This is a genomic window from Streptomyces sp. 63XJN7_1_ISO-PGPR-S23-121 (genome assembly GCF_056173025.1).
The window spans coordinates 6,555,048-6,572,877 of the sequence record NZ_CM149653.1; the positions used below are offsets into that span (position 1 = coordinate 6,555,048).

At 71.5% G+C, this 17,830-nt stretch carries 15 protein-coding genes and 1 pseudogene; 4 read left to right on the plus strand and 12 right to left on the minus strand.

Annotation, left to right across the window (positions count from 1 at the left end):
• Positions 1–3: 3 nt before the first annotated feature.
• From nadD to AC0VYN_RS29405, 3 genes are all read right to left on the minus strand, one after another.
• Positions 4–690, minus strand: a complete 687-nt coding sequence (gene nadD, locus AC0VYN_RS29395; protein WP_475533391.1) for a nicotinate-nucleotide adenylyltransferase — start codon at positions 688–690, stop codon at positions 4–6.
• 50 nt (positions 691–740) lie between these two features.
• Entirely contained in the window at positions 741–905 is a 165-nt protein-coding gene (locus AC0VYN_RS29400) for a hypothetical protein (protein ID WP_385468265.1), read from the minus strand.
• A gap of 145 nt (positions 906–1,050) precedes the next feature.
• Positions 1,051–1,212 carry a hypothetical protein gene (locus AC0VYN_RS29405; RefSeq protein WP_365592188.1) on the minus strand — a complete coding sequence of 54 codons (162 nt, stop codon included), beginning with the start codon at positions 1,210–1,212 and terminating at the stop codon, positions 1,051–1,053.
• A gap of 132 nt (positions 1,213–1,344) precedes the next feature.
• Here AC0VYN_RS29405 and AC0VYN_RS29410 point away from each other — a divergent pair, with 132 nt between their 5' ends.
• Entirely contained in the window at positions 1,345–2,502 is a 1,158-nt protein-coding gene (locus tag AC0VYN_RS29410; protein WP_475533392.1) for a M48 family metallopeptidase, read from the plus strand.
• A 27-nt stretch (positions 2,503–2,529) separates the two neighbouring features.
• Here the strand turns inward: AC0VYN_RS29410 and AC0VYN_RS29415 are convergent, their stop codons facing one another.
• The 6 genes from AC0VYN_RS29415 to galE all read right to left on the minus strand — a co-directional run bounded on the left by AC0VYN_RS29415 (position 2,530) and on the right by galE (position 8,816).
• Positions 2,530–3,600, minus strand: coding sequence for an SCO2583 family membrane protein (locus tag AC0VYN_RS29415; protein ID WP_475533393.1), 1,071 nt, complete (start codon positions 3,598–3,600; stop codon positions 2,530–2,532).
• Positions 3,601–3,685: 85 nt separating this feature from the next.
• The gene (locus tag AC0VYN_RS29420; protein WP_475533394.1) at positions 3,686–4,255 is read right to left on the minus strand and encodes an SCO2584 family spore wall biosynthesis protein; all 570 of its coding nucleotides are present in this window, start codon (positions 4,253–4,255) and stop codon (positions 3,686–3,688) included.
• Positions 4,256–4,387: 132 nt separating this feature from the next.
• Positions 4,388–5,674: a glutamate-5-semialdehyde dehydrogenase gene (locus AC0VYN_RS29425; RefSeq protein WP_451686051.1), complete on the minus strand. Its 1,287-nt coding sequence runs from the start codon at positions 5,672–5,674 to the stop codon at positions 4,388–4,390.
• A gap of 99 nt (positions 5,675–5,773) precedes the next feature.
• Entirely contained in the window at positions 5,774–6,289 is a 516-nt protein-coding gene (locus AC0VYN_RS29430) for a hypothetical protein (RefSeq protein ID WP_475533395.1), read from the minus strand.
• Positions 6,290–6,424: 135 nt separating this feature from the next.
• A complete protein-coding gene (proB, locus tag AC0VYN_RS29435; RefSeq protein ID WP_451628691.1) occupies positions 6,425–7,528 on the minus strand; it encodes a glutamate 5-kinase in 1,104 nt (367 codons plus the stop codon).
• A gap of 316 nt (positions 7,529–7,844) precedes the next feature.
• On the minus strand, positions 7,845–8,816 hold the full coding sequence (galE, locus tag AC0VYN_RS29440) for a UDP-glucose 4-epimerase GalE (protein ID WP_475533396.1): 972 nt from the start codon (positions 8,814–8,816) through the stop codon (positions 7,845–7,847).
• Between the two features lie 352 nt (positions 8,817–9,168).
• On the opposite strand from galE, the gene AC0VYN_RS29445 reads away from it, so the two are divergent.
• The 3 genes and pseudogenes from AC0VYN_RS29445 (at position 9,169) to AC0VYN_RS29455 (ending at position 15,446) form a co-directional block, all read left to right on the plus strand.
• Entirely contained in the window at positions 9,169–11,424 is a 2,256-nt protein-coding gene (locus AC0VYN_RS29445) for a bifunctional glycosyltransferase/CDP-glycerol:glycerophosphate glycerophosphotransferase (protein WP_475533397.1), read from the plus strand.
• Positions 11,425–11,429: 5 nt separating this feature from the next.
• Positions 11,430–14,304: pseudogene (locus tag AC0VYN_RS29450) on the plus strand (bifunctional glycosyltransferase/CDP-glycerol:glycerophosphate glycerophosphotransferase).
• Complete coding sequence (locus tag AC0VYN_RS29455; RefSeq protein WP_385468237.1) at positions 14,301–15,446, plus strand: glycosyltransferase family 4 protein; 1,146 nt, start codon at positions 14,301–14,303, stop codon at positions 15,444–15,446. Before AC0VYN_RS29450 ends, AC0VYN_RS29455 begins: the two are co-directional and overlap by 4 nt.
• Before the next feature lie 124 nt (positions 15,447–15,570).
• Here AC0VYN_RS29455 and obgE read toward each other — a convergent pair whose 3' ends face one another.
• From obgE to rplU, 3 genes are all read right to left on the minus strand, one after another.
• Complete coding sequence (gene obgE / locus AC0VYN_RS29460; protein WP_385473225.1) at positions 15,571–17,007, minus strand: GTPase ObgE; 1,437 nt, start codon at positions 17,005–17,007, stop codon at positions 15,571–15,573.
• 103 nt (positions 17,008–17,110) lie between these two features.
• Positions 17,111–17,365 carry a 50S ribosomal protein L27 gene (gene rpmA, locus AC0VYN_RS29465; RefSeq protein ID WP_003976205.1) on the minus strand — a complete coding sequence of 85 codons (255 nt, stop codon included), beginning with the start codon at positions 17,363–17,365 and terminating at the stop codon, positions 17,111–17,113.
• Between the two features lie 14 nt (positions 17,366–17,379).
• Positions 17,380–17,700, minus strand: coding sequence for a 50S ribosomal protein L21 (rplU, locus tag AC0VYN_RS29470; protein WP_004931419.1), 321 nt, complete (start codon positions 17,698–17,700; stop codon positions 17,380–17,382).
• Between the last annotated feature and the right edge of the window lie 130 nt (positions 17,701–17,830).

The following is a 17,830-nucleotide window of genomic DNA, read 5'->3' on the forward strand; positions in this document are numbered from 1 at the left end:
GGCTCAGTCGCCGCGGTACAGCTGGCGCTTGTCGATGTAGCGCACGACTCCGTCGGGCACCAGGTACCAGACGGGGTCGCCCTTGGCGACTCTCGCACGGCAGTCGGTGGAGGAGATGGCGAGGGCGGGAACCTCGACGAGCGAGACACCGCCCTTGGGAAGTCCGGCGTCCGTCAGCGTGTGCCCGGGCCGGGTGACGCCGATGAAGTGCGCGAGGGAGAACAGCTCCTCGCTGTCGCGCCAGGTGAGGATCTGGGCGAGGGCGTCGGCGCCGGTGATGAAGAACAGGTCCGTGTCCGGGTTGAGCGCGCGCAGGTCGCGCAGCGTGTCCACGGTGTAGGTCGGGCCGCCGCGGTCGATGTCGATGCGGCTGACCGAGAACTGCGGGTTCTCGACGGTGGCCACGACCGTCATCAGGTACCGGTCCTCGGCCGCGGAGACCGTGCGGTGGCTCTTCTGCCAGGGCTGCCCGGTGGGGACGAACACCACCTCGTCCAGGTGGAACTGCGCGGCGACCTCACTGGCCGCGACGAGGTGCCCGTGGTGGATCGGGTCGAAGGTGCCGCCCATGACGCCGAGGCGGCGCCTGCCCGGCCGCGCCGGGCCGTTGCCCGGGACGGGCAGCGCGCGGTTCCCTGTGCCCCTCGCCGCGTCGTGCGCCGGACCGGTAGGCATGTCCTGCTCTCCCATGCGTGCAGACCCTACCGGCCCGGTCGAGGCCCCCGGATCCCCCCTCGCGCTCAGCGGTCCCGGTTGAAGCGCGTGGTGATCCACAGCAGGAACAGCAGGATGAACAGTGCCGCGCCGCCGGTGAGGTAGGGGCTGAGGCTCTCGTGGTTACCGCCGTGCCCCTCGCCCTCGGCAGCGAGAGTGACCAACTGGGCAGCAGTGCTGTGGAAGCTCATCTTCGGCAGGACCTATCAGGTGTGGGCGGGATAAGGACGTCGCGGCTCATCGTATGCGGGCGCCCCTCGGACGATCACGCCGACTCCGCCGTTGGTGACGTCCCCGGTTCCCGGGCGTCCGCGGCCGGGGAACCTTCCGCCCGCCTCAGTCGTCCTTCCGCTTGTACCCCCGCAGCAGGAACCACGCGGTCAGCACACAGCCCACCACCATCACGATCAGGACGACCCGGAGCAGATTGCCCGCCCCCTGCTGCTCGGCCGCGGTGGCCGCCTCGGCGAGCCAGGCGGTGTGGGGGGTGTGCTCCATGACGGTGACTCCTTCGCTGTACTGCTCGTCCACGGTAATCTCCGCCCGGGCCGGGCCCGGCTCCGGGGGCGCAAAGGGTTCGTAAAGGGCCGATCAGACGCAAAGGCCCGCCACACGCACATGGGGGAAGACATGTCCGACGGCCACCAGCACAACGGGCGCGAGCGGGTGCCGGGCAGGCAGCGCAGGCGGTTCCCGGGGATCTCCTCGCGCGCGTACGAGCATCCGGCCGACCGCAGCGCCCTGGTGGCGCTGCGCAAGCTGAGCGGCTTCGACACGGTGTTCAAGGCCCTGAGCGGCCTGCTGCCCGAGCGGAGCCTGAGGCTGCTGTTCCTGTCCGACTCGGTGCGCGTCTCGGACCGCCAGTTCGCCCACCTGAACGGCATGCTGCGGGACGCCTGCTACATCCTGGACCTGAAGAAGGTCCCGCCGATGTACGTCAACCAGGACCCGGTCCCGAACGCGATGTGCATCGGCCTGGACGAGCCGATCATCGTCGTCACCACGGGCCTCGTGGAGCTGCTGGACGAGGAGGAGATGCGGGCGGTCGTCGGGCACGAGGTCGGGCACGCGCTGTCCGGCCACTCGGTGTACCGGACGATCCTGCTCTTCCTGACGTCCCTCGCCGTCCGGGTCGCCTGGATCCCGCTGGGCAACGTGGCGATCATGGCGTTGGTGACCGCGCTGCGCGAGTGGTTCCGCAAGTCGGAGCTGTCCGCCGACCGGGCGGGGCTGCTGGTCGGCCAGGACCTCCAGGCGTCCATGCGGGGCCTGATGAAGATCGCGGGCGGGAACCACCTGCACGAGATGAACGTGGACGCGTTCCTGGAGCAGGCCGACGAGTACGAGGCCGGGGGCGACCTGCGCGACTCCGTGCTGAAGATCCTCAACGTGCTGCCCCGCACGCACCCGTTCAGCACGGTGCGGGCCGCCGAGCTGAAGAAGTGGGAGGCCTCCCGGGACTTCCAGCGCATCATGGACGGCCACTACCCGCGGCGCGAGGAGGACAAGGACACCTCGGTCCGGGACTCCTTCCGCGAGTCGGCGTCCAGCTACGCCACCCATGTGCGCGGCTCCAAGGACCCGCTGATGAAGCTGGTGAACGACATCGCGGGCGGCGCCGGCGATCTGGGCGACCGGATACGGCGGGGCTTCGGCGGCTTCACGTCCTCCCAGCCGAGGCCGCCCAGGGACACGGACGGCACGGACGGCACGGACGGCACGGACGGCACGGAGGGGCCGAGCGGCCCGGGGACGCCGGACGGCCGTCCGCCGCGCGACGGCGCCTGAGCCGGTCGCGGGCGGACGCGCCGCCGCTCACACCGCCGGCTGGGCGCCCGTCGCCAGCGTGCCGCACACGGCGGGGGCGCTGCCGGTGCGGTACGGGTCGGTGCCGGCGGGGCCGCCGGCCTTGGCGGTCTGGCCCGCGAGCAGCGGGCGCAGGTGGTTCGCCGAGTCCTCGGCGCAGGACAGCGGACCGGCCTGCACGGAGGAGGCCACGAGCCGCGTCTGGTGCAGGCGCAGGTCGTCCCGGTCGAAGCGGAAATGCAGCTCGCGCCGGACGGTGAACAGCGACGCCTCGGCCCGCGCGTCGCCGGCGGGCCGCAGCGGGTAGACGAGGGTGTGCTCGGCGGTGACCTCCAGGGTGGAGGCGTCGCTCTCCACCACCGTCAGGCTGCCCCGCACCCGGATCTCGTCGCCGGCCAGCTTCGCCCGGGAGGGGTCGAAGCGCACCAGCCACCCGGTGGGCGCGTGCCGGCCGTCGGCCGCGGGGTGGGAGAAGCTCTCGTCGAACTGGCCCAGCTGGTCGGGGTCGAGCAGCACCCGCACCGAGCGGACCCCGCCGCCGCCGAGCACCTCGGGGTCGAGTGCCGAAGCGACGACGTAGTTCTTGGCGGTGGCCAGCGCGTTCAGCACCTGGTCGTCGGAGAAGTGCGCGGTGCGCCGGACACCGGGCAGCGGCACGCCCTCGGCCCCGGCCGCGAAGTGCGCGGCGGGGCTGTGCGCGTACAGGCGGGCGGGATCGGCGGCGCCGGGGACCTTGTCCCGGGGGGCGAGCGGGACGACGGTCATCCGCACCTGCTCGATGGCCTGCTGCCGCGCGGCGGGGCTCTGGTACGGGTGCCGTACGCCCATGTAGACGGCGGTGCCGAAGGCGAGGGCGATCAGTACGAAGAGGATCAGCACCTGCCGGGACAGGCCCCGGCGCAGCGGCCGGCGGCGGCGTACGGCGGGGGCGTGGTCGGTGATGCGCTCCCGGGCGGAGAACTCCTGGAGGCGGGCAGCGCGGACGAACGACTCGTCGAAGACGACGGATCGGTACTCGTCCTCTCCGCCTCCGGGAGCGCCCTCGGGCGTCCCTCCGGGCGGGTCGCCAAACCCGGCCATATCTTCAGGGTAGGTCCGCGGAGAGCCGCGTAAACGCGGTGCCGCAGGTCAAGTTGGGCCAGGTTCGGGCCGTCGGACCGGCTGGTCAGGGGCTGCGCGGGATCACCGGGACCGGGGGCCCGGAGTAGTCGGCGGAGGCCGAAGGAGTGACGGGGCCGCCCGGCTCCGCTCCCGTCGAGGCGGGGGGCGGCACCTGCTTCGGGCTGCTGCCCGCGGAGGCGCCCCGGTAGACCGCCGCGAAGGCCAGCGCGACCATGCCGACGCCCATCACCAGGGCGAGCATCCAGGCGACGGGCCGGTGCCAGCGGACCTGCTTGCCGCAGGCCGGCGGTGCGCCGTACGGGCGGTCGAGGAGGTCGCGGTCGTCGTCCGGGTCGTCGAGGTCCGAGTCGTGGCCGAAATCGCCGTACCCGTCGTCGTAGCGCTCGGCCCGGGAGCGGCCCCGGCGGGCCGCCTCGGCCTCGGTGGCCTCGGCTCTGGCCTGCGCGGCGGCCAGGAGGCGCTCGACGGCGGACGGTTCGTGCACCGCGGCCGCCTGTACGAAGGCCTCGTCGAAGACCACGGAGGCGAACTCTTCGTCCGACGCTCCGCGGTCGTGTTCGTCGTCGGGCTCCCAGCCGTCAGGGAACGGCCTACCCCCCACGTCCTCCGGCACGGATCCAGAGTAGACCTGGGGGGTCGATTTGGGCAGACGGCGGGGAAATTCATCCAGTGGGCGGGATGCCCCGTTCGGCTCACTGGCGCCCGGAAGGGCGTGTGCCGTGCGCATATGCCCCCGGCGTACGCCTCAGCGGCGCACGTGGCCGTCGCCGGTGACGATGTACTTGGTGCTGGTCAGCTCCGGCAGGCCCATCGGACCGCGGGCGTGCAGCTTCTGCGTGGAGATCCCGATCTCGGCGCCGAAGCCGAACTGGCCGCCGTCGGTGAACCGGGTGGAGGCGTTCACGGCGACGGTGGTGGAGTCGACCAGCTGGGTGAAGCGGCGGGCGGCCTGCTGCGAGGTCGTCACGATGGCCTCGGTGTGGCCGGAGGTCCACAGCCGGATGTGCTCGACGGCCCGGTCGAGGGAGTCGACGACCGCCGCGGCGATGTCGTACGACAGGTACTCGGTCTCCCAGTCCTCGGGCGTGGCCTCCACCACGGTCGCCCCGGTGTCCTTGGCGTACGCCATCACCCGTTCGTCGGCGTGCACGGTGACCCCGGCCTCGGCGAGGGCGTCCAGGGCGCGGGGCAGGAACTCGGCGGCGATGTCCTGGTGGACGAGGAGGGTCTCGGCGGCGTTGCAGACGCCGACGCGCTGCGCCTTGGAGTTGACCAGGATGTCGACGGCCATGTCGAGGTCGGCCTGCGCGTCGACGTAGACGTGGCAGTTTCCGGTGCCGGTCTCGATGACGGGGACGGTGGACTCCTGGACGACCGTGTTGATCAGCGAGGCGCCGCCGCGCGGGATGAGCACGTCGACCAGGCCGCGGGCCCGCATCAGCTCGCGCACGCTCTCCCGGCTCTCGCCGGGCACGAGCTGCACGGCGTCGGCCGGCAGCCCGGCCCCGCCGACGGCGTCGCGGACGACCCGGACGAGGGCGGTGTTCGACTGGTAGGCGGAGGAGGAGCCGCGCAGCAGGACGGCGTTGCCCGACTTCAGGCACAGGGCGGCGGCGTCGACGGTGACGTTGGGCCGGCCCTCGTAGATGATGCCGACCACGCCGAGCGGCACCCGGACCTGGCGCAGGTCGATGCCGTTGGGAAGGGTGGAGCCGCGCACGACCTCGCCGACCGGGTCGGGCAGCGCGGCGACGTCGCGCACGTCCGAGGCGATGGCGCGGACCCGCTCCGGGGTCAGCGTGAGCCGGTCGATGATGGCCTCGCCGGTCCCGGCGGCGCGGGCCTTGGCGACGTCCTGGGCGTTGGCCTCCACGATCTCGCTCGTACGGACCTCCAGCGCGTCCGCGACGGCGAGCAGCGCGTCGTCCTTCGCGGCCCGCGGCAGCGGCGCGAGGTCGGCCGCGGCGGCCTTGGCCCGGTAGGCGGCCCGGGTGACCGGGGACATCGAGTCGTACGGCGAGAGCGTGGTCATGGGGAAAGGGTAGTGGGCCGCACAGGGCCGCAATCCGGTCGTCCCACACCGCGAGACGTGCCCGGGAGGGCCGGGAGGGGGCGATTCGGAAGAGTGGATTCAGAAGGGGTGGACCCCGACCGGGGTCGCCGGTGCCGGGCCGTATCCGGCGGCGATGCGCTGGTGGTAGGTCGACCGGTCGATGACCTCCAGGCCGACGATCTCCCAGGGCGGCAGTCCCGCGGTCTGCCGGTGCTCGCCCCACAGGCGCAGGGCGACGGCGGCGGCGTCGTGCAGGTCGCGGGCCTCCTCCCAGTACCGGATCTCCGCGTGGTCGTCGGCGTACCGGCTGGTCAGCAGGAAGGGGTGGTCGTGGGCGAGCTGCTCCAGGGCGCGGCGCACCTCGGGGAGCGGGGCGCGGGATCCGGAGACGCTGAGGGTGACGTGCCACAGGCGCGGGGTGTGGGCCGGTTCCTCGCCGCGGAACCGGTCGCCGGCCGCGACGCTCGTCAGGGCGCGTTCCTCGGCGGCCGTGCGGGCGCCGCCGTGGGCCCCGGTGGCGGCGCGCGGTCCGGTACCGCCCCGCGAGCCGGTCCCACCGCGGGACGCCGGCGTCCCAGGGCGCACTCCGCTCACGACGGCCTCCTTCACGCGCACGGCTCGGCCCGGTGGTCGGCCGGGCTCGTCCCTGAGCAAAGTTGAGCAGGCCGCAGGAGATCCCGTGCCGGTTTTACGGAACGTCCACCACCGATTCGGGGACGTTTAGGCACATTACGGGTGCAGGATCACCAGATCGTCCCTGTGTACGACCTCGCGTTCGTACGCCGGTCCGAGTTCGCGCGCCAGTTCCCGGGTGGAGCGGCCGATCAGCCGGGGAATCTCCTTGGCGTCGAAGCCGACGAGCCCCCGGGCCACCGCGTGCCCCGCGCCGTCCCGCAGTTCCACGGGGTCGCCCGCGCCGAACTCGCCCTCGACGCCCGCGATCCCGGCCGGGAGCAGCGACTTGCGGCCCTGGACGACCGCGCGCACCGCCCCGTCGTCGAGCACGAGCGCGCCGCGCGGGGCGGAGGCGTGCTGGAGCCACAGCAGCCGGTCGGTGGAGCGTTTGCCGGTGGCGTGGAAGAAGGTGCCGGTGTCCCCGCCTGCCAGGGCGTCGGCGGCGTGGACCGCGCTGGTCAGCACCACGGGGACGCCGGCGGCGGCGGCGATCCGGGCCGCCTCGACCTTGGTGACCATGCCGCCGGTGCCGACCCCGGCCTTGCCGGCACTGCCGATCTCGACGTCCGCGAGGTCGGCCGGGCCCCGCACCTCGGCTATCCGCGAGGTGCCCGGCCTGCTCGGGTCGCCGTCGTAGACGCCGTCGACGTCGGACAGCAGCACCAGCAGGTCGGCGCGCACGAGGTGGGCGACGAGGGCGGCGAGCCGGTCGTTGTCGCCGAAGCGGATCTCGTCGGTGGCGACGGTGTCGTTCTCGTTGACGACCGGGAAGGCGCCCATCGCGAGGAGCTTGTCGAGGGTGCGGGAGGCGTTGCGGTGCTGGGAGCGGCGGCTCATGTCGTCCGTCGTCAGCAGCACCTGGCCGACGCGGACGCCGTAGCGGGCGAAGGAGGCGGTGTAGCGGGCCACCAGCAGGCCCTGGCCGACGCTGGCGGCGGCCTGCTGCCGGGCCAGGTCGCGCGGGCGGCGGCGCAGGCCCAGCGGGGCGAGGCCGGCGGCGATCGCGCCGGAGGAGACGAGGACGACCTCCTTGTCGGCGCCCCGCACCTTGGCGAGCACGTCGACCAGGGCGTCGACGCGGTCGGCGTCCAGGCCGCCCTCCGCCGTCGTCAGCGACGAGGAACCGACCTTGACGACGATCCTGCGGGCCTCGCCCACGGCTTGCCTTGCCCCTGCCACTGTGCCGTCTGCCCTCTCACGTCCGCGGGCGCCGGTTCGGGCACCCGGCAGGCAATCTACGCGAAGGGGGCCGCCCGCCGCGTCACGGTCCAGGCTGCGGACAGGGGGGCGCGGCGCCTCACCCGTCGCGGGGCCGCGCACCGCGGGTGCGCCCGGCAGAGGAGCGGGTGCATGCCCTTCCGCCCGTCCGGGGGCGCGGCGCGCGGTGCGTCCGCCCGGGAGCCGCCGTCATCGCCGCCCCCGGGAGGACGCCGCTCGCGCGCGCCGCCGCCGGGCCGACGCGCGCCGGAGCCGCTCAGCCGTGGTGGTGGCGCCAGCCCTGCCAGGCCGAATCGATCATGTCGTCCAGGCCGTGCCGGGCGGTCCAGCCCAGCTCCTCGCGGGCGCGGTCGGCCGAGGCCACGACGCGGGCCGGGTCGCCGGGGCGCCGCTCCGTCACCAGCGGGGCGACGTCCTCCTTGCCGGCCACCTTGAGGATGCGGTCCACCATCTCCTGGACCGAGCTGCCCTCACCGCGTCCGATGTTGAGGGTGAGCGCCGTGCCCTGCGGGGCGTCCTTCAGGCGCCGGGCCGCCGCGAGGTGTGCGGAGGCGATGTCCTGGACGTGGATGTAGTCACGGACGCAGGTGCCGTCGGGCGTGGCGTAGTCGTCCCCGAAGACGCGCGGGGCCTCGCCCGCCTCCAGGCGCTCGAACACCATGGGGATGAGGTTGAAGACCCCGGTGTCCGCCAGCTCGGGACCGGCCGCGCCGGCCACGTTGAAGTAGCGCAGGGAGGCGGCGCGGATGCCGTGGGCCCGGGCGGCGGCGTTGATCAGCCACTCGCCGACCAGCTTGGTCTCGCCGTAGGGGCTCATCGGCAGGCAGGGGGTGTCCTCGGTGACGAGCTCCACGTCCGGCATGCCGTAGACCGCGGCGGACGAGGAGAAGACGAGGCGGTCGACGCCGCCGGCCGTCATGGCCTCCAGAAGGGTCTGCAGACCCGTGACGTTCTCCCGGTAGTAGTGGAGCGGCTGCTCCACCGACTCGCCCACCTGCTTCTTCGCCGCGATGTGCACCACGCCGGTCACAGCATGGTCGCGAATCGTGCCCTCCAGGGCAGGCCCGTCCAGCACACTGCCGACGACCAGCGGCACGCCCGCGGGCACCCGGTCGGCGCGACCGGTGGACAGGTCGTCGTAGACGACCACGCTCTCGCCGCCGTCGACCAGGGCGCGCACCACATGCGCACCGATGTATCCGGCTCCGCCCGTTACCAGCCAGCTCATCCCATGCCTCCCTGTTTTCCGCCCTGAGATGCAGACTCCTCCGTGTCTAGCGGAAAATCGAGTCCGGCATAACGGATGGAAACCGGGAAAGAGTGCATACGAACGGAACGTGAGAAAGCTCAAACCCGACACCGGGGCGGACCGGAACACACCGCAACTCCCCGCACCTCCCCGCACCTCCCCGCGTCCGAACGGCCTGCGACCCACGCCGGCCCCACGCTGTGCTCACGGAAACTTCATGTGAACCCTTTAGGCTGACCCGGCGGCGCGCTCAGGCCCCCGACGCTCGGAGCGCGTTCGTTCCGGAGCCAGCCCGCGCTCCCGCGATCCAGTCTCGGAACAGGTTGTAAGGATGCCCAAGCTCTCTCTCGTGGTTCCCGTGTACAAGGTGCGGGGGTACCTCCCCGAGTGCCTCGACTCCATACTGGGTCAGGACTACACGGACTTCGAGATCGTCGCGGTCGACGACTGTTCGCCGGACGGATCGGGCGCCATCCTCGACGAGTACGCACAACGGGACGACCGCATCCACGTGATTCACCTCACGGAGAATGTCGGCCTGGGGCGTGCCCGCAACGCGGGACTGGAGAAGGCGCAGGGTGAGTACCTGCTCTTCCTGGACAGTGACGACACTCTGTCCGACGGAGCGCTCAAGGCCGTTGCGGACCGTCTCGAGGCAACCGGAAATCCCGACATCCTCGTCTACGACTACGCCCGCACCTACTGGGACGGCAGCGTGCGCCGCAACGCGCGGGCGGATCTGCTCGCACAGGACGGCCCCGACACCTTCCCCCTCGCCGACCGGCCCGAACTGCTCAACCTGCTGCAGATCGTCTGGAACAAGGCCTACCGGCGCGACTTCGTCGTGCGGACCGGGCTCGCCTTCCCACCCGGGTACTACGAAGACGCCCCCTGGACGTTCTGTTCGATGATCAGCGCTGAGCGGATCGCCGTACTTGATCGCGTCAACGTACTGTACCGGCAGCGCCGTGAGGGCGGCAACATCCTCAGGACGGTCAGCCGCAAGCACTTCGACGTCTTCGACCAGTACCGGCGGGTCTTCCGCTTTCTCGACGAGCACACGGAACTCGACCGGTGGCGCGGCCCGGTGTTCCGCAGGATGGTCGACCACTACCTCACCATCCTGGAACGCCCGGGCCGGCTGCCGCGCGACGCCCGTGCGGAGTTCTTCCACCGCGCCGCCGCCGACTACCGCGCGCGACTGCCCAAGGGGTTCGAGCCGCCCGTCGGCGGTCGCCGCCACAAGTACACGCTCCTGGAACGCGACGCCTATCCGGCCATGGCGAGCGCGTTGACGGCGCTCAGGGTCCGCCAGGGGGTACGGACGCACGCACGGCGCGCCGTCGACCGCTCCAAGCGCGGTGCGATGGGCGTCCTCTACCGGTCGCAGCTGCGGCTGCCACTGGACGAGAACCTGGCGGTCTTCTCCGCCTACTGGAGCCGCGGCGTCTCCTGCAACCCCGCGGCCATCGACGCCGAGCTGGGCCGTCTGGCCCCCCACGTCCGCCGGGTGTGGGCCGTGCGGCCGGACGCGGTGAAGAACGTGCCCGAGGGCGTGGAGTACGTACGCGTGGGATCGCGGGCGTACTGGGCGACCGTGGCGCGCGCCAAGTACCTCGTCAACAACGTCAACTTCGGTGACACGGTGGTGAAGCGGGAGGGCCAGATCCATGTGCAGACCCATCACGGCACCCCACTCAAGACCATGGGCCTGGACCAGCAGAGGTACCCGGCGTCCACGAAGATGGACTTCGCCAAGCTCCTGCGGCGCTGCGACCGCTGGGACTTCAGCATCAGCTCCAACCGGTTCTCGACCAGCGTGTGGGAGCGGGTCTACCCCAGCTCGTACACCACGCTGGAGACCGGCTACCCGCGCAACGACGTCCTGCTCACCGCCGGCGCGGAGGACGTGCGCGCGGCCCGCGATGGCCTGGGGCTGCGCGAGGGCACCACGGCGTTCCTGTACGCGCCCACGCACCGCGAGTACCAGAGCGGTTTCGTGCCCCGTCTGGACCTGGAGCGGCTCGCCGAGCGGCTGGGTCCCGACGTCACGCTGCTGGTGCGGGGACACTACTTCTACGGCGGCTCCTCCCGGCTCGCCGCGCTGCAGTCCGCCGGACGGATCGTCGACGTGTCGGACCACCCGTCGGTGGAGCGGCTGTACCTCGCCTCCGACGGCCTGATCACCGACTACTCGTCGGCCATGTTCGACTACGCCAACCTGGACCGTCCCATCGTCGTCTTCGCCGACGACTGGGACACCTACTCCACGGTCCGCGGCACCTACTTCGACGTGCTGCGGCAGCCTCCCGGTGCCGTCGCCACGACGCAGGAGGAACTGACCGACCTGCTCTGCTCCGAGGGCTGGCGCGACGCCCGGGCCACCGAGGCCCGGACCCGTTTCCGGAGACGTTTCTGCGACTTCGACGACGGACACGCCGCCGAACGCGTCGTCCGGCACGTCTTCCTCGGTGAGCCGCTCGTGGACCTGCCGCCCATCGTGCCGTTGGCGGAGCGGGTGCCCGCTCCGCCACCCGGCCCGGACGTCGCCACGTCCGACCCGATTTCCGTCCTTGACCAGAGGTAGCTGCTGTGTCCCAGCGTCCCGACAGAACGCCCGACATCAGCGTCGTCGTCATCGTCTACAACGACGCGGATCGTCTTCCGACAGCGGTGCAGTCGGTCCTCGACCAGACCCTGCAGAACGTCGAGGTCATCGTCGCCGACGACCACTCCACCGACGGCTCCTTCGAGGTCGCGCAGCGGCTGGCGGCCGCCTCCGACCGGGTGCGGGCCATCCAGCTGGCCGAGAACAGCGGCGGCTGCGGCGAGCCCCGCAACCAGGGCATCGCCATCGCCCGCGGCCGCTACGTGATGTTCCTCGACAGTGACGACACCCTCGAGGTCAACGCCTGCCGCAACATGCTGGACGCGGCCGAGCGCACCGGGGCCGACCTGGTCTCCGGGCTCTGCGTGCGCGTCCACACGGACAGCCGCACCGGCAAGACGGCCAAGTGGTACCACTGGCTCTACCGGCAGACCCGCACCTTCGACTCGATCGCGGAGATCCCGGACCTGCTGGTCTTCGACACCCTGTCGACGAACAAGTGCTACCGGCGCGAGTTCCTTCTCGACAGCGGCCTGTCCTTCCCCCGCGGCATCCACTACGAGGACCTGCTCTTCTCCGCCCAGGCGTACCTGGCCGCGTCGCGGATCACCCTGATCCCGAACACGGTCTACCACTGGAACGTCGTGGAGAAGACCGAAGAGAAGTCGATCAGCAACCGCCGGCACGAGATCAACAACTTCGCCGACCGGCTGGAGATCCACCGCAGGATCGACCGCATCCTCGCCGAGCAGGGCCACGACGAGCTGAAGCTGCACAAGGACATCAAGTTTCTGAAGCACGACCTCGTCCTCTACCTCCGGGAGCTGCCCTTCCTGGACGACGAGTACCGGCACCACTTCGCGGAGATGGCCAACGGCTACATCCAGGACTTCCCCGAGGAGGCGTACGCGGAGCTTCTCCCCGATCCACCGGCTCTGCGCCTACCTGCTGCTGCGTGAGGACTGGGAGCACCTCATGCCGGCCATCGACACGCTCATCAACAAGAGCAAGGTCTCCAGCCCGCTGCTGGAGCGCGACGGCCGTGTCTACTGGTGCGCCGAGCACCTCGACGACCCGATGGGCCGGGCCGTGCTCGACGTCACCGACCTCGGCTACCACGCCAAGCCGGTGCAGCGTCTCAACCTGCGCAACGCGGTGACCCGTTACACGGAGACCGCCGCGGGCGTCGTCCTCGCCGGCTCCGTGGTCAACCCCCTCGGGGTGATCCCGCCGGACGCCCGGCTGGAGGGTGAACTGGAGTTCAGCGCCCGCCGCAGGAGCCCGCAGTCGTTCCGCTTCCCGGTGCCGGACATCCGGCACGAGGGCGACGCCGTGACCTGGCGGGCGACGGCCGCGCTGGCGACCAGGCTGCGCCCCGTGGGCATCGTCGACGACGTGTGGGACGTGCGCCTGCACCTCACGGTCGACGGCGAGCGCACCACGAGCCGGCTCACCGTCGGGCGCACCGACCTGGAGGACGCCGGCGAGATCCGCGTCCGGCCGCGGCTGGGCCGCATGATGGCCGACCGCATCCTGCCGCACGCCTCGGCCAACGGGCACCTGGCCTTCCGCCTGACCCAGCACGGCCGGCTCGCGCAGCGCACGTCGACGCTCATGCAGCGCAACATGCAGAGCCCGCCCGCCCAGGTGGCGAAGAAGATGGTCCGCAAGGTCGCCTCGGTGCGCAAGGACCTCAACTCCGGCCCGCGCAAGATCGAGACCTTCGAGCGCATGATCCGGCTGCTCCCCGTGCGCAAGGGCACCGTCGTCTTCGAGAGCCACCTCGGCAAGCAGTACAGCGACAGCCCCCGCGCCATCTACGAGGAGCTGCGCCGGCGCGGTGTGCCGATCAAGCCCATCTGGTCCTACGCGGGCAGCCGTCCCACCGGTTTCCCGCAGGACGTGGAGCTGGTGCGCCGCTGGTCGTGGCCGTACCTCAGGGCGCTGGCGCAGGCCGAGTTCTGGATCGACAACCAGGGCTTCCCGCTGAAGCTGGGCAAGCGGCCGGAGACCACGTACATCCAGACCTGGCACGGCTCCGCGCTCAAGCGCATGGGCTTCGACGAGCCGCAGTACCGGATCATGCCGGAGCACGAGCAGCAGGCCTACCAGCGTGCGATCGACCGCTTCGACCACTTCGTGGTGCGCGGACAGCACGACGAGAAGACGCTGGCCCGGGCCTACCGGATCCCGGAGGAGAAGCTGCTGCGCACGGGCTACCCGCGCAACGACGCCCTCGTCCGGGCCCGGGAGTCGGCGACCGTCGACCCGGCCGCGGAGGAGCTCGCCGAGCGGCTGGGCATCCGCCGGGACCTGCCGGTCGTCCTCTACGCGCCGACGTTCCGGGCGCAGGACGGCAAGATCCGCAAGTTCGAGTTCCCGTTCGGCGTCGAGGAGTTCGCGGAACGCTTCGGTGACCGGTTCACCCTGCTGATCCGCACCCACTACCTCAACAACGTCACGCTGCCGCCGTCGGTCGCCGGCCGGGTGATCAACGTCAGCGAGGAGCCGGACATCACCCCGGTCATGCTCCTGTCGGACGTGCTGGTCACCGACTACTCGTCGGTGATGTTCGACTACGCCCTGCTCCAGCGGCCGATGGTGTTCTTCACCTACGACTGGGACGACTACGTCGAGAACAGCCGCGGCACCTACTTCGACCTGTCGGAGCAGGCTCCCGGGCCGCTGGCCCACACGGCGGAGGAGCTCTTCGACGTGCTGTCGGACCTGGACGCCCTCGCGTCCGGCTGCGAGGGACGGATCAAGGAATTCATGACGCAGTACGGTGAGTACGACCGGGGCGACGCCGCCGCACGGATCGTCGACCGCTTCTTCGGTTCCGAGGGAGAAGCCCGATGACACAGCGCGACATCATCTTCGTGGCCAACGAGGTCAACGAACTCGGCGGCGTGGCCCGCTGGCAGGCGCTGATGGCCCGGCTGTTCGCCGAGCGCGGGCACCGCGTGACCATCGTGGGCATCGCCCCGCCCGAGGTGCCGATGGACCTCGGCGACAACCCGCCCTTCGAGACGGTGACCCTCTACGACGAGCGTCCGCCCGGCCGCTGGCAGGCCCGCAATCTCCGTGACCGGGCCAACCTCGCGGCCCGGCGCCGGGAGGCCGCCCGCGAGACGGGCATGCGGGAGGCGACCGAGCGGCTGTCGCGCGTCTTCCGGGCCGCCCGCCCGGGCGCCATGATCATCGTGACCCAGGTGTGGGCCATGGAGTGGGTGGTCGTCGCCGACACGGCCGGCCACCCGGTCATCGGCATGAGCCACGAGTCGTTCGAGTACTCCAAGGGCTCCTCCCGCTTCCAGCGCGTCCAGAAGTACTACAAGGACGTGGACCGGCTGCTCCTGCTGACCCAGGAGGACGCCGACCTGTGGGTGGGCCGTGGCCTCAACAACGTGGGCTTCATGCCGAACCCGCTGCCGATGATGCCGGAGGCCCCTTCGCGGCGCACCGAGAAGGTGGTCGCGAGCATCGGCCGTCTCGGGCACCAGAAGGGCATCGACATGCTGCTCGACACCTGGGCCGAGGCGGCGCCCAAGCACCCCGGGTGGCGGCTGCGCATCTACGGCTCCGGGCCCGACGAGCAGGCCCTGAAGCGGCAGTGCACGGAGCTCGGCCTGGACGGTTCGGTGGAGTGGGCCGGCCAGACCGACGACGTCGTGGCCGCGCTGCACGGGGCCTCGGTGTTCGTGCAGTCCTCGCGCGGCGAGGGCTTCCCGCTGGCCCTGCTGGAGGCGATGGCCTGCGCCGTGCCCTGCGCCGCCTTCGACTGCGCCCCCGGCGTACGCCAGATCGTCCAGGACGAGGAGGACGGTCTCCTCGCCCGGCCCGGCAACACCACGGAGCTGGCACGGCAGCTGGGCCGGCTGATGGAGGACGCCGAGCTGCGGGACACGATGGGCGAGAAGGCGCGGGCCAACGTGCAGCGCTACTCGCCCGCGGCCATCACCGATCAGTGGGAGGAGCTGTTCGCGTTCCTGGAACGCTGAGCAGCCGCCGCCCGCACACGACAGGAGGCGAGGACCGGACCCGTTCGGGTACCCGGTCCTCGCCTCCTGTCGTGCCGTGTGCGCGGGCCCGCCGGACGGCGGTCCCGTCAGCCGCGCGGGTCCGTCAGAACGGCTCGAAGCCGTCGAACTCCCGCTGCGCCTCGTCCCGTTCGGCGTCCCGGTCCCGGCGCCGCTGGGCGGCCGGGCGGGGTGCCTCGAAGCGGTGGTCCTCGCCGCGGCGGCCGAGCATCTCGGCGCCCGCCGTCATCGACGGCTCCCAGTCGAAGACGACCGCGTTCTCCTCGGGGCCGATGGCCACGCCGTCGCCGCCGCGGGCGCCGGCCTTGACCAGCTTCTCCTCGACACCGAGCCGGTTGAGCCGGTCGGAGAGGTAGCCGACGGCCTCGTCGTTGTTGAAGTCGGTCTGGCGCACCCAGCGCTCGGGCTTCTCGCCGCGCACGCGGAACAGGCCGTCCTCCTCGCGGGTGACGGTGAAGCCCGCGTCGTCCACGGCCTTGGGCCGGATGACGATCCGCGTGGCCTCCTCCTTCGGCCGGGCGGCACGCGACTTCGCCACCAGCTCGGCCAGCGCGAAGGACAGCTCCCTCAGCCCCATGTGGGCCACCGCCGACGCCTCGAAGACGCGGTAGCCGCGCGCTTCCAGGTCCGGCCGGACCATCTCCGCGAGGTCCTTGCCGTCGGGCACGTCGATCTTGTTGAGGACGACGATCCGGGGCCGGTTGTCGAGGCCGCCGTACTCCCGCAGCTCCGCCTCGATGATGTCCAGGTCGGAGACCGGGTCGCGGTCGGACTCCAGCGTCGCGGTGTCCAGGACATGCACCAGCACGCTACACCGCTCCACGTGCCGCAGGAACTCCAGGCCGAGGCCCTTGCCCTGGCTGGCGCCGGGGATGAGACCGGGGACGTCCGCGATGGTGTAGACGGTCTCGCCGGCCGTCACCACGCCCAGGTTCGGCACGAGCGTCGTGAAGGGGTAGTCGGCGATCTTCGGCTTGGCCGCGCTCAGCACGGAGATCAGCGAGGACTTGCCGGCGCTCGGGTAGCCGACCAGCGCCACGTCCGCGACGGTCTTCAGCTCCAGGTGGATGTCCTGGAGGTCGCCGGGCTCGCCGAGCAGCGCGAAGCCGGGGGCCTTGCGCCGCGCCGAGGCCAGCGCCGCGTTGCCGAGGCCGCCCCGGCCGCCCTGTGCGGCGACGTAGGACGTGCCGTGGCCGACCAGGTCGGCGAGGACGTTGCCCGCCCTGTCGAGGACCACGGTGCCGTCGGGGACCGGCAGGACGAGGTCCTGCCCGTCCTTGCCGGAGCGGTTGCCGCCCTCGCCGGGCTTGCCGTTGGTGGCCTTGCGGTGCGGGGAGTGGTGGTAGTCGAGGAGCGTGGTCACCGACTGGTCGACGGTGAGGATCACGTCGCCGCCACGGCCGCCGTTGCCGCCGTCCGGGCCGCCGAGCGGCTTGAACTTCTCACGGTGGACGGAGGCACAGCCGTGGCCTCCGTTACCCGCGGCGACATGCAGCTCGACGCGGTCCACGAAGGTGGTCATGGGATGTGCCTCCAGTTACTACGGGGTTGTCTCTTGGGTAACACGCGAAAGGCGGACCCGCTTCCCGTCCGGGAAGTGAGGTCCGCCTCGCGAAAGTTTCCGATCAGGCGACCGGAACGATGTTCACGACCTTGCGGCCACGGTGGGTGCCGAACTGCACCGCACCGGCCTGGAGGGCGAACAGCGTGTCGTCGCCGCCACGGCCGACGCCCGCACCCGGGTGGAAGTGGGTGCCGCGCTGGCGGACCAGGATCTCGCCCGCGTTGACGGCCTGACCACCGAAGCGCTTCACGCCGAGGCGCTGAGCGTTGGAGTCACGACCGTTACGGGTGGACGATGCGCCCTTCTTGTGTGCCATCTCTCCTCAGTCCCTTACTTCGCAGCCGCGGGGATCTCAGTGACCTTGATCGCCGTGTACTGCTGGCGGTGGCCCTGACGACGGCGGTAGCCGGTCTTGTTCTTGTAGCGCAGAATGTCGATCTTCTGGCCCTTGTGGTGGTCCACGACCTCGGCCTGGACCTTGATGCCGGCCAGCACCCACGGGTCGCTGGTCACAGCGTCGCCGTCGACCACGAGCAGGGTCGAGAGCTCGACCGTGTCGCCGACCTTGGCGGTGGAAATCTTGTCAACCTCAACGATGTCGCCGACAGCAACCTTGTGCTGGCGGCCACCGCTGCGCACGATGGCGTACACGCGGATCTCACTCTCTCGCTCGGGAACGGCACCCCCGCAGTCCAGCCGCCCGGCAGGACGCCGGAGACGGCCTCTCCCGGTCGTGGCCCATCACGGCCGCATCCGGAAGGAAGAGGTTTACGGGGATGTG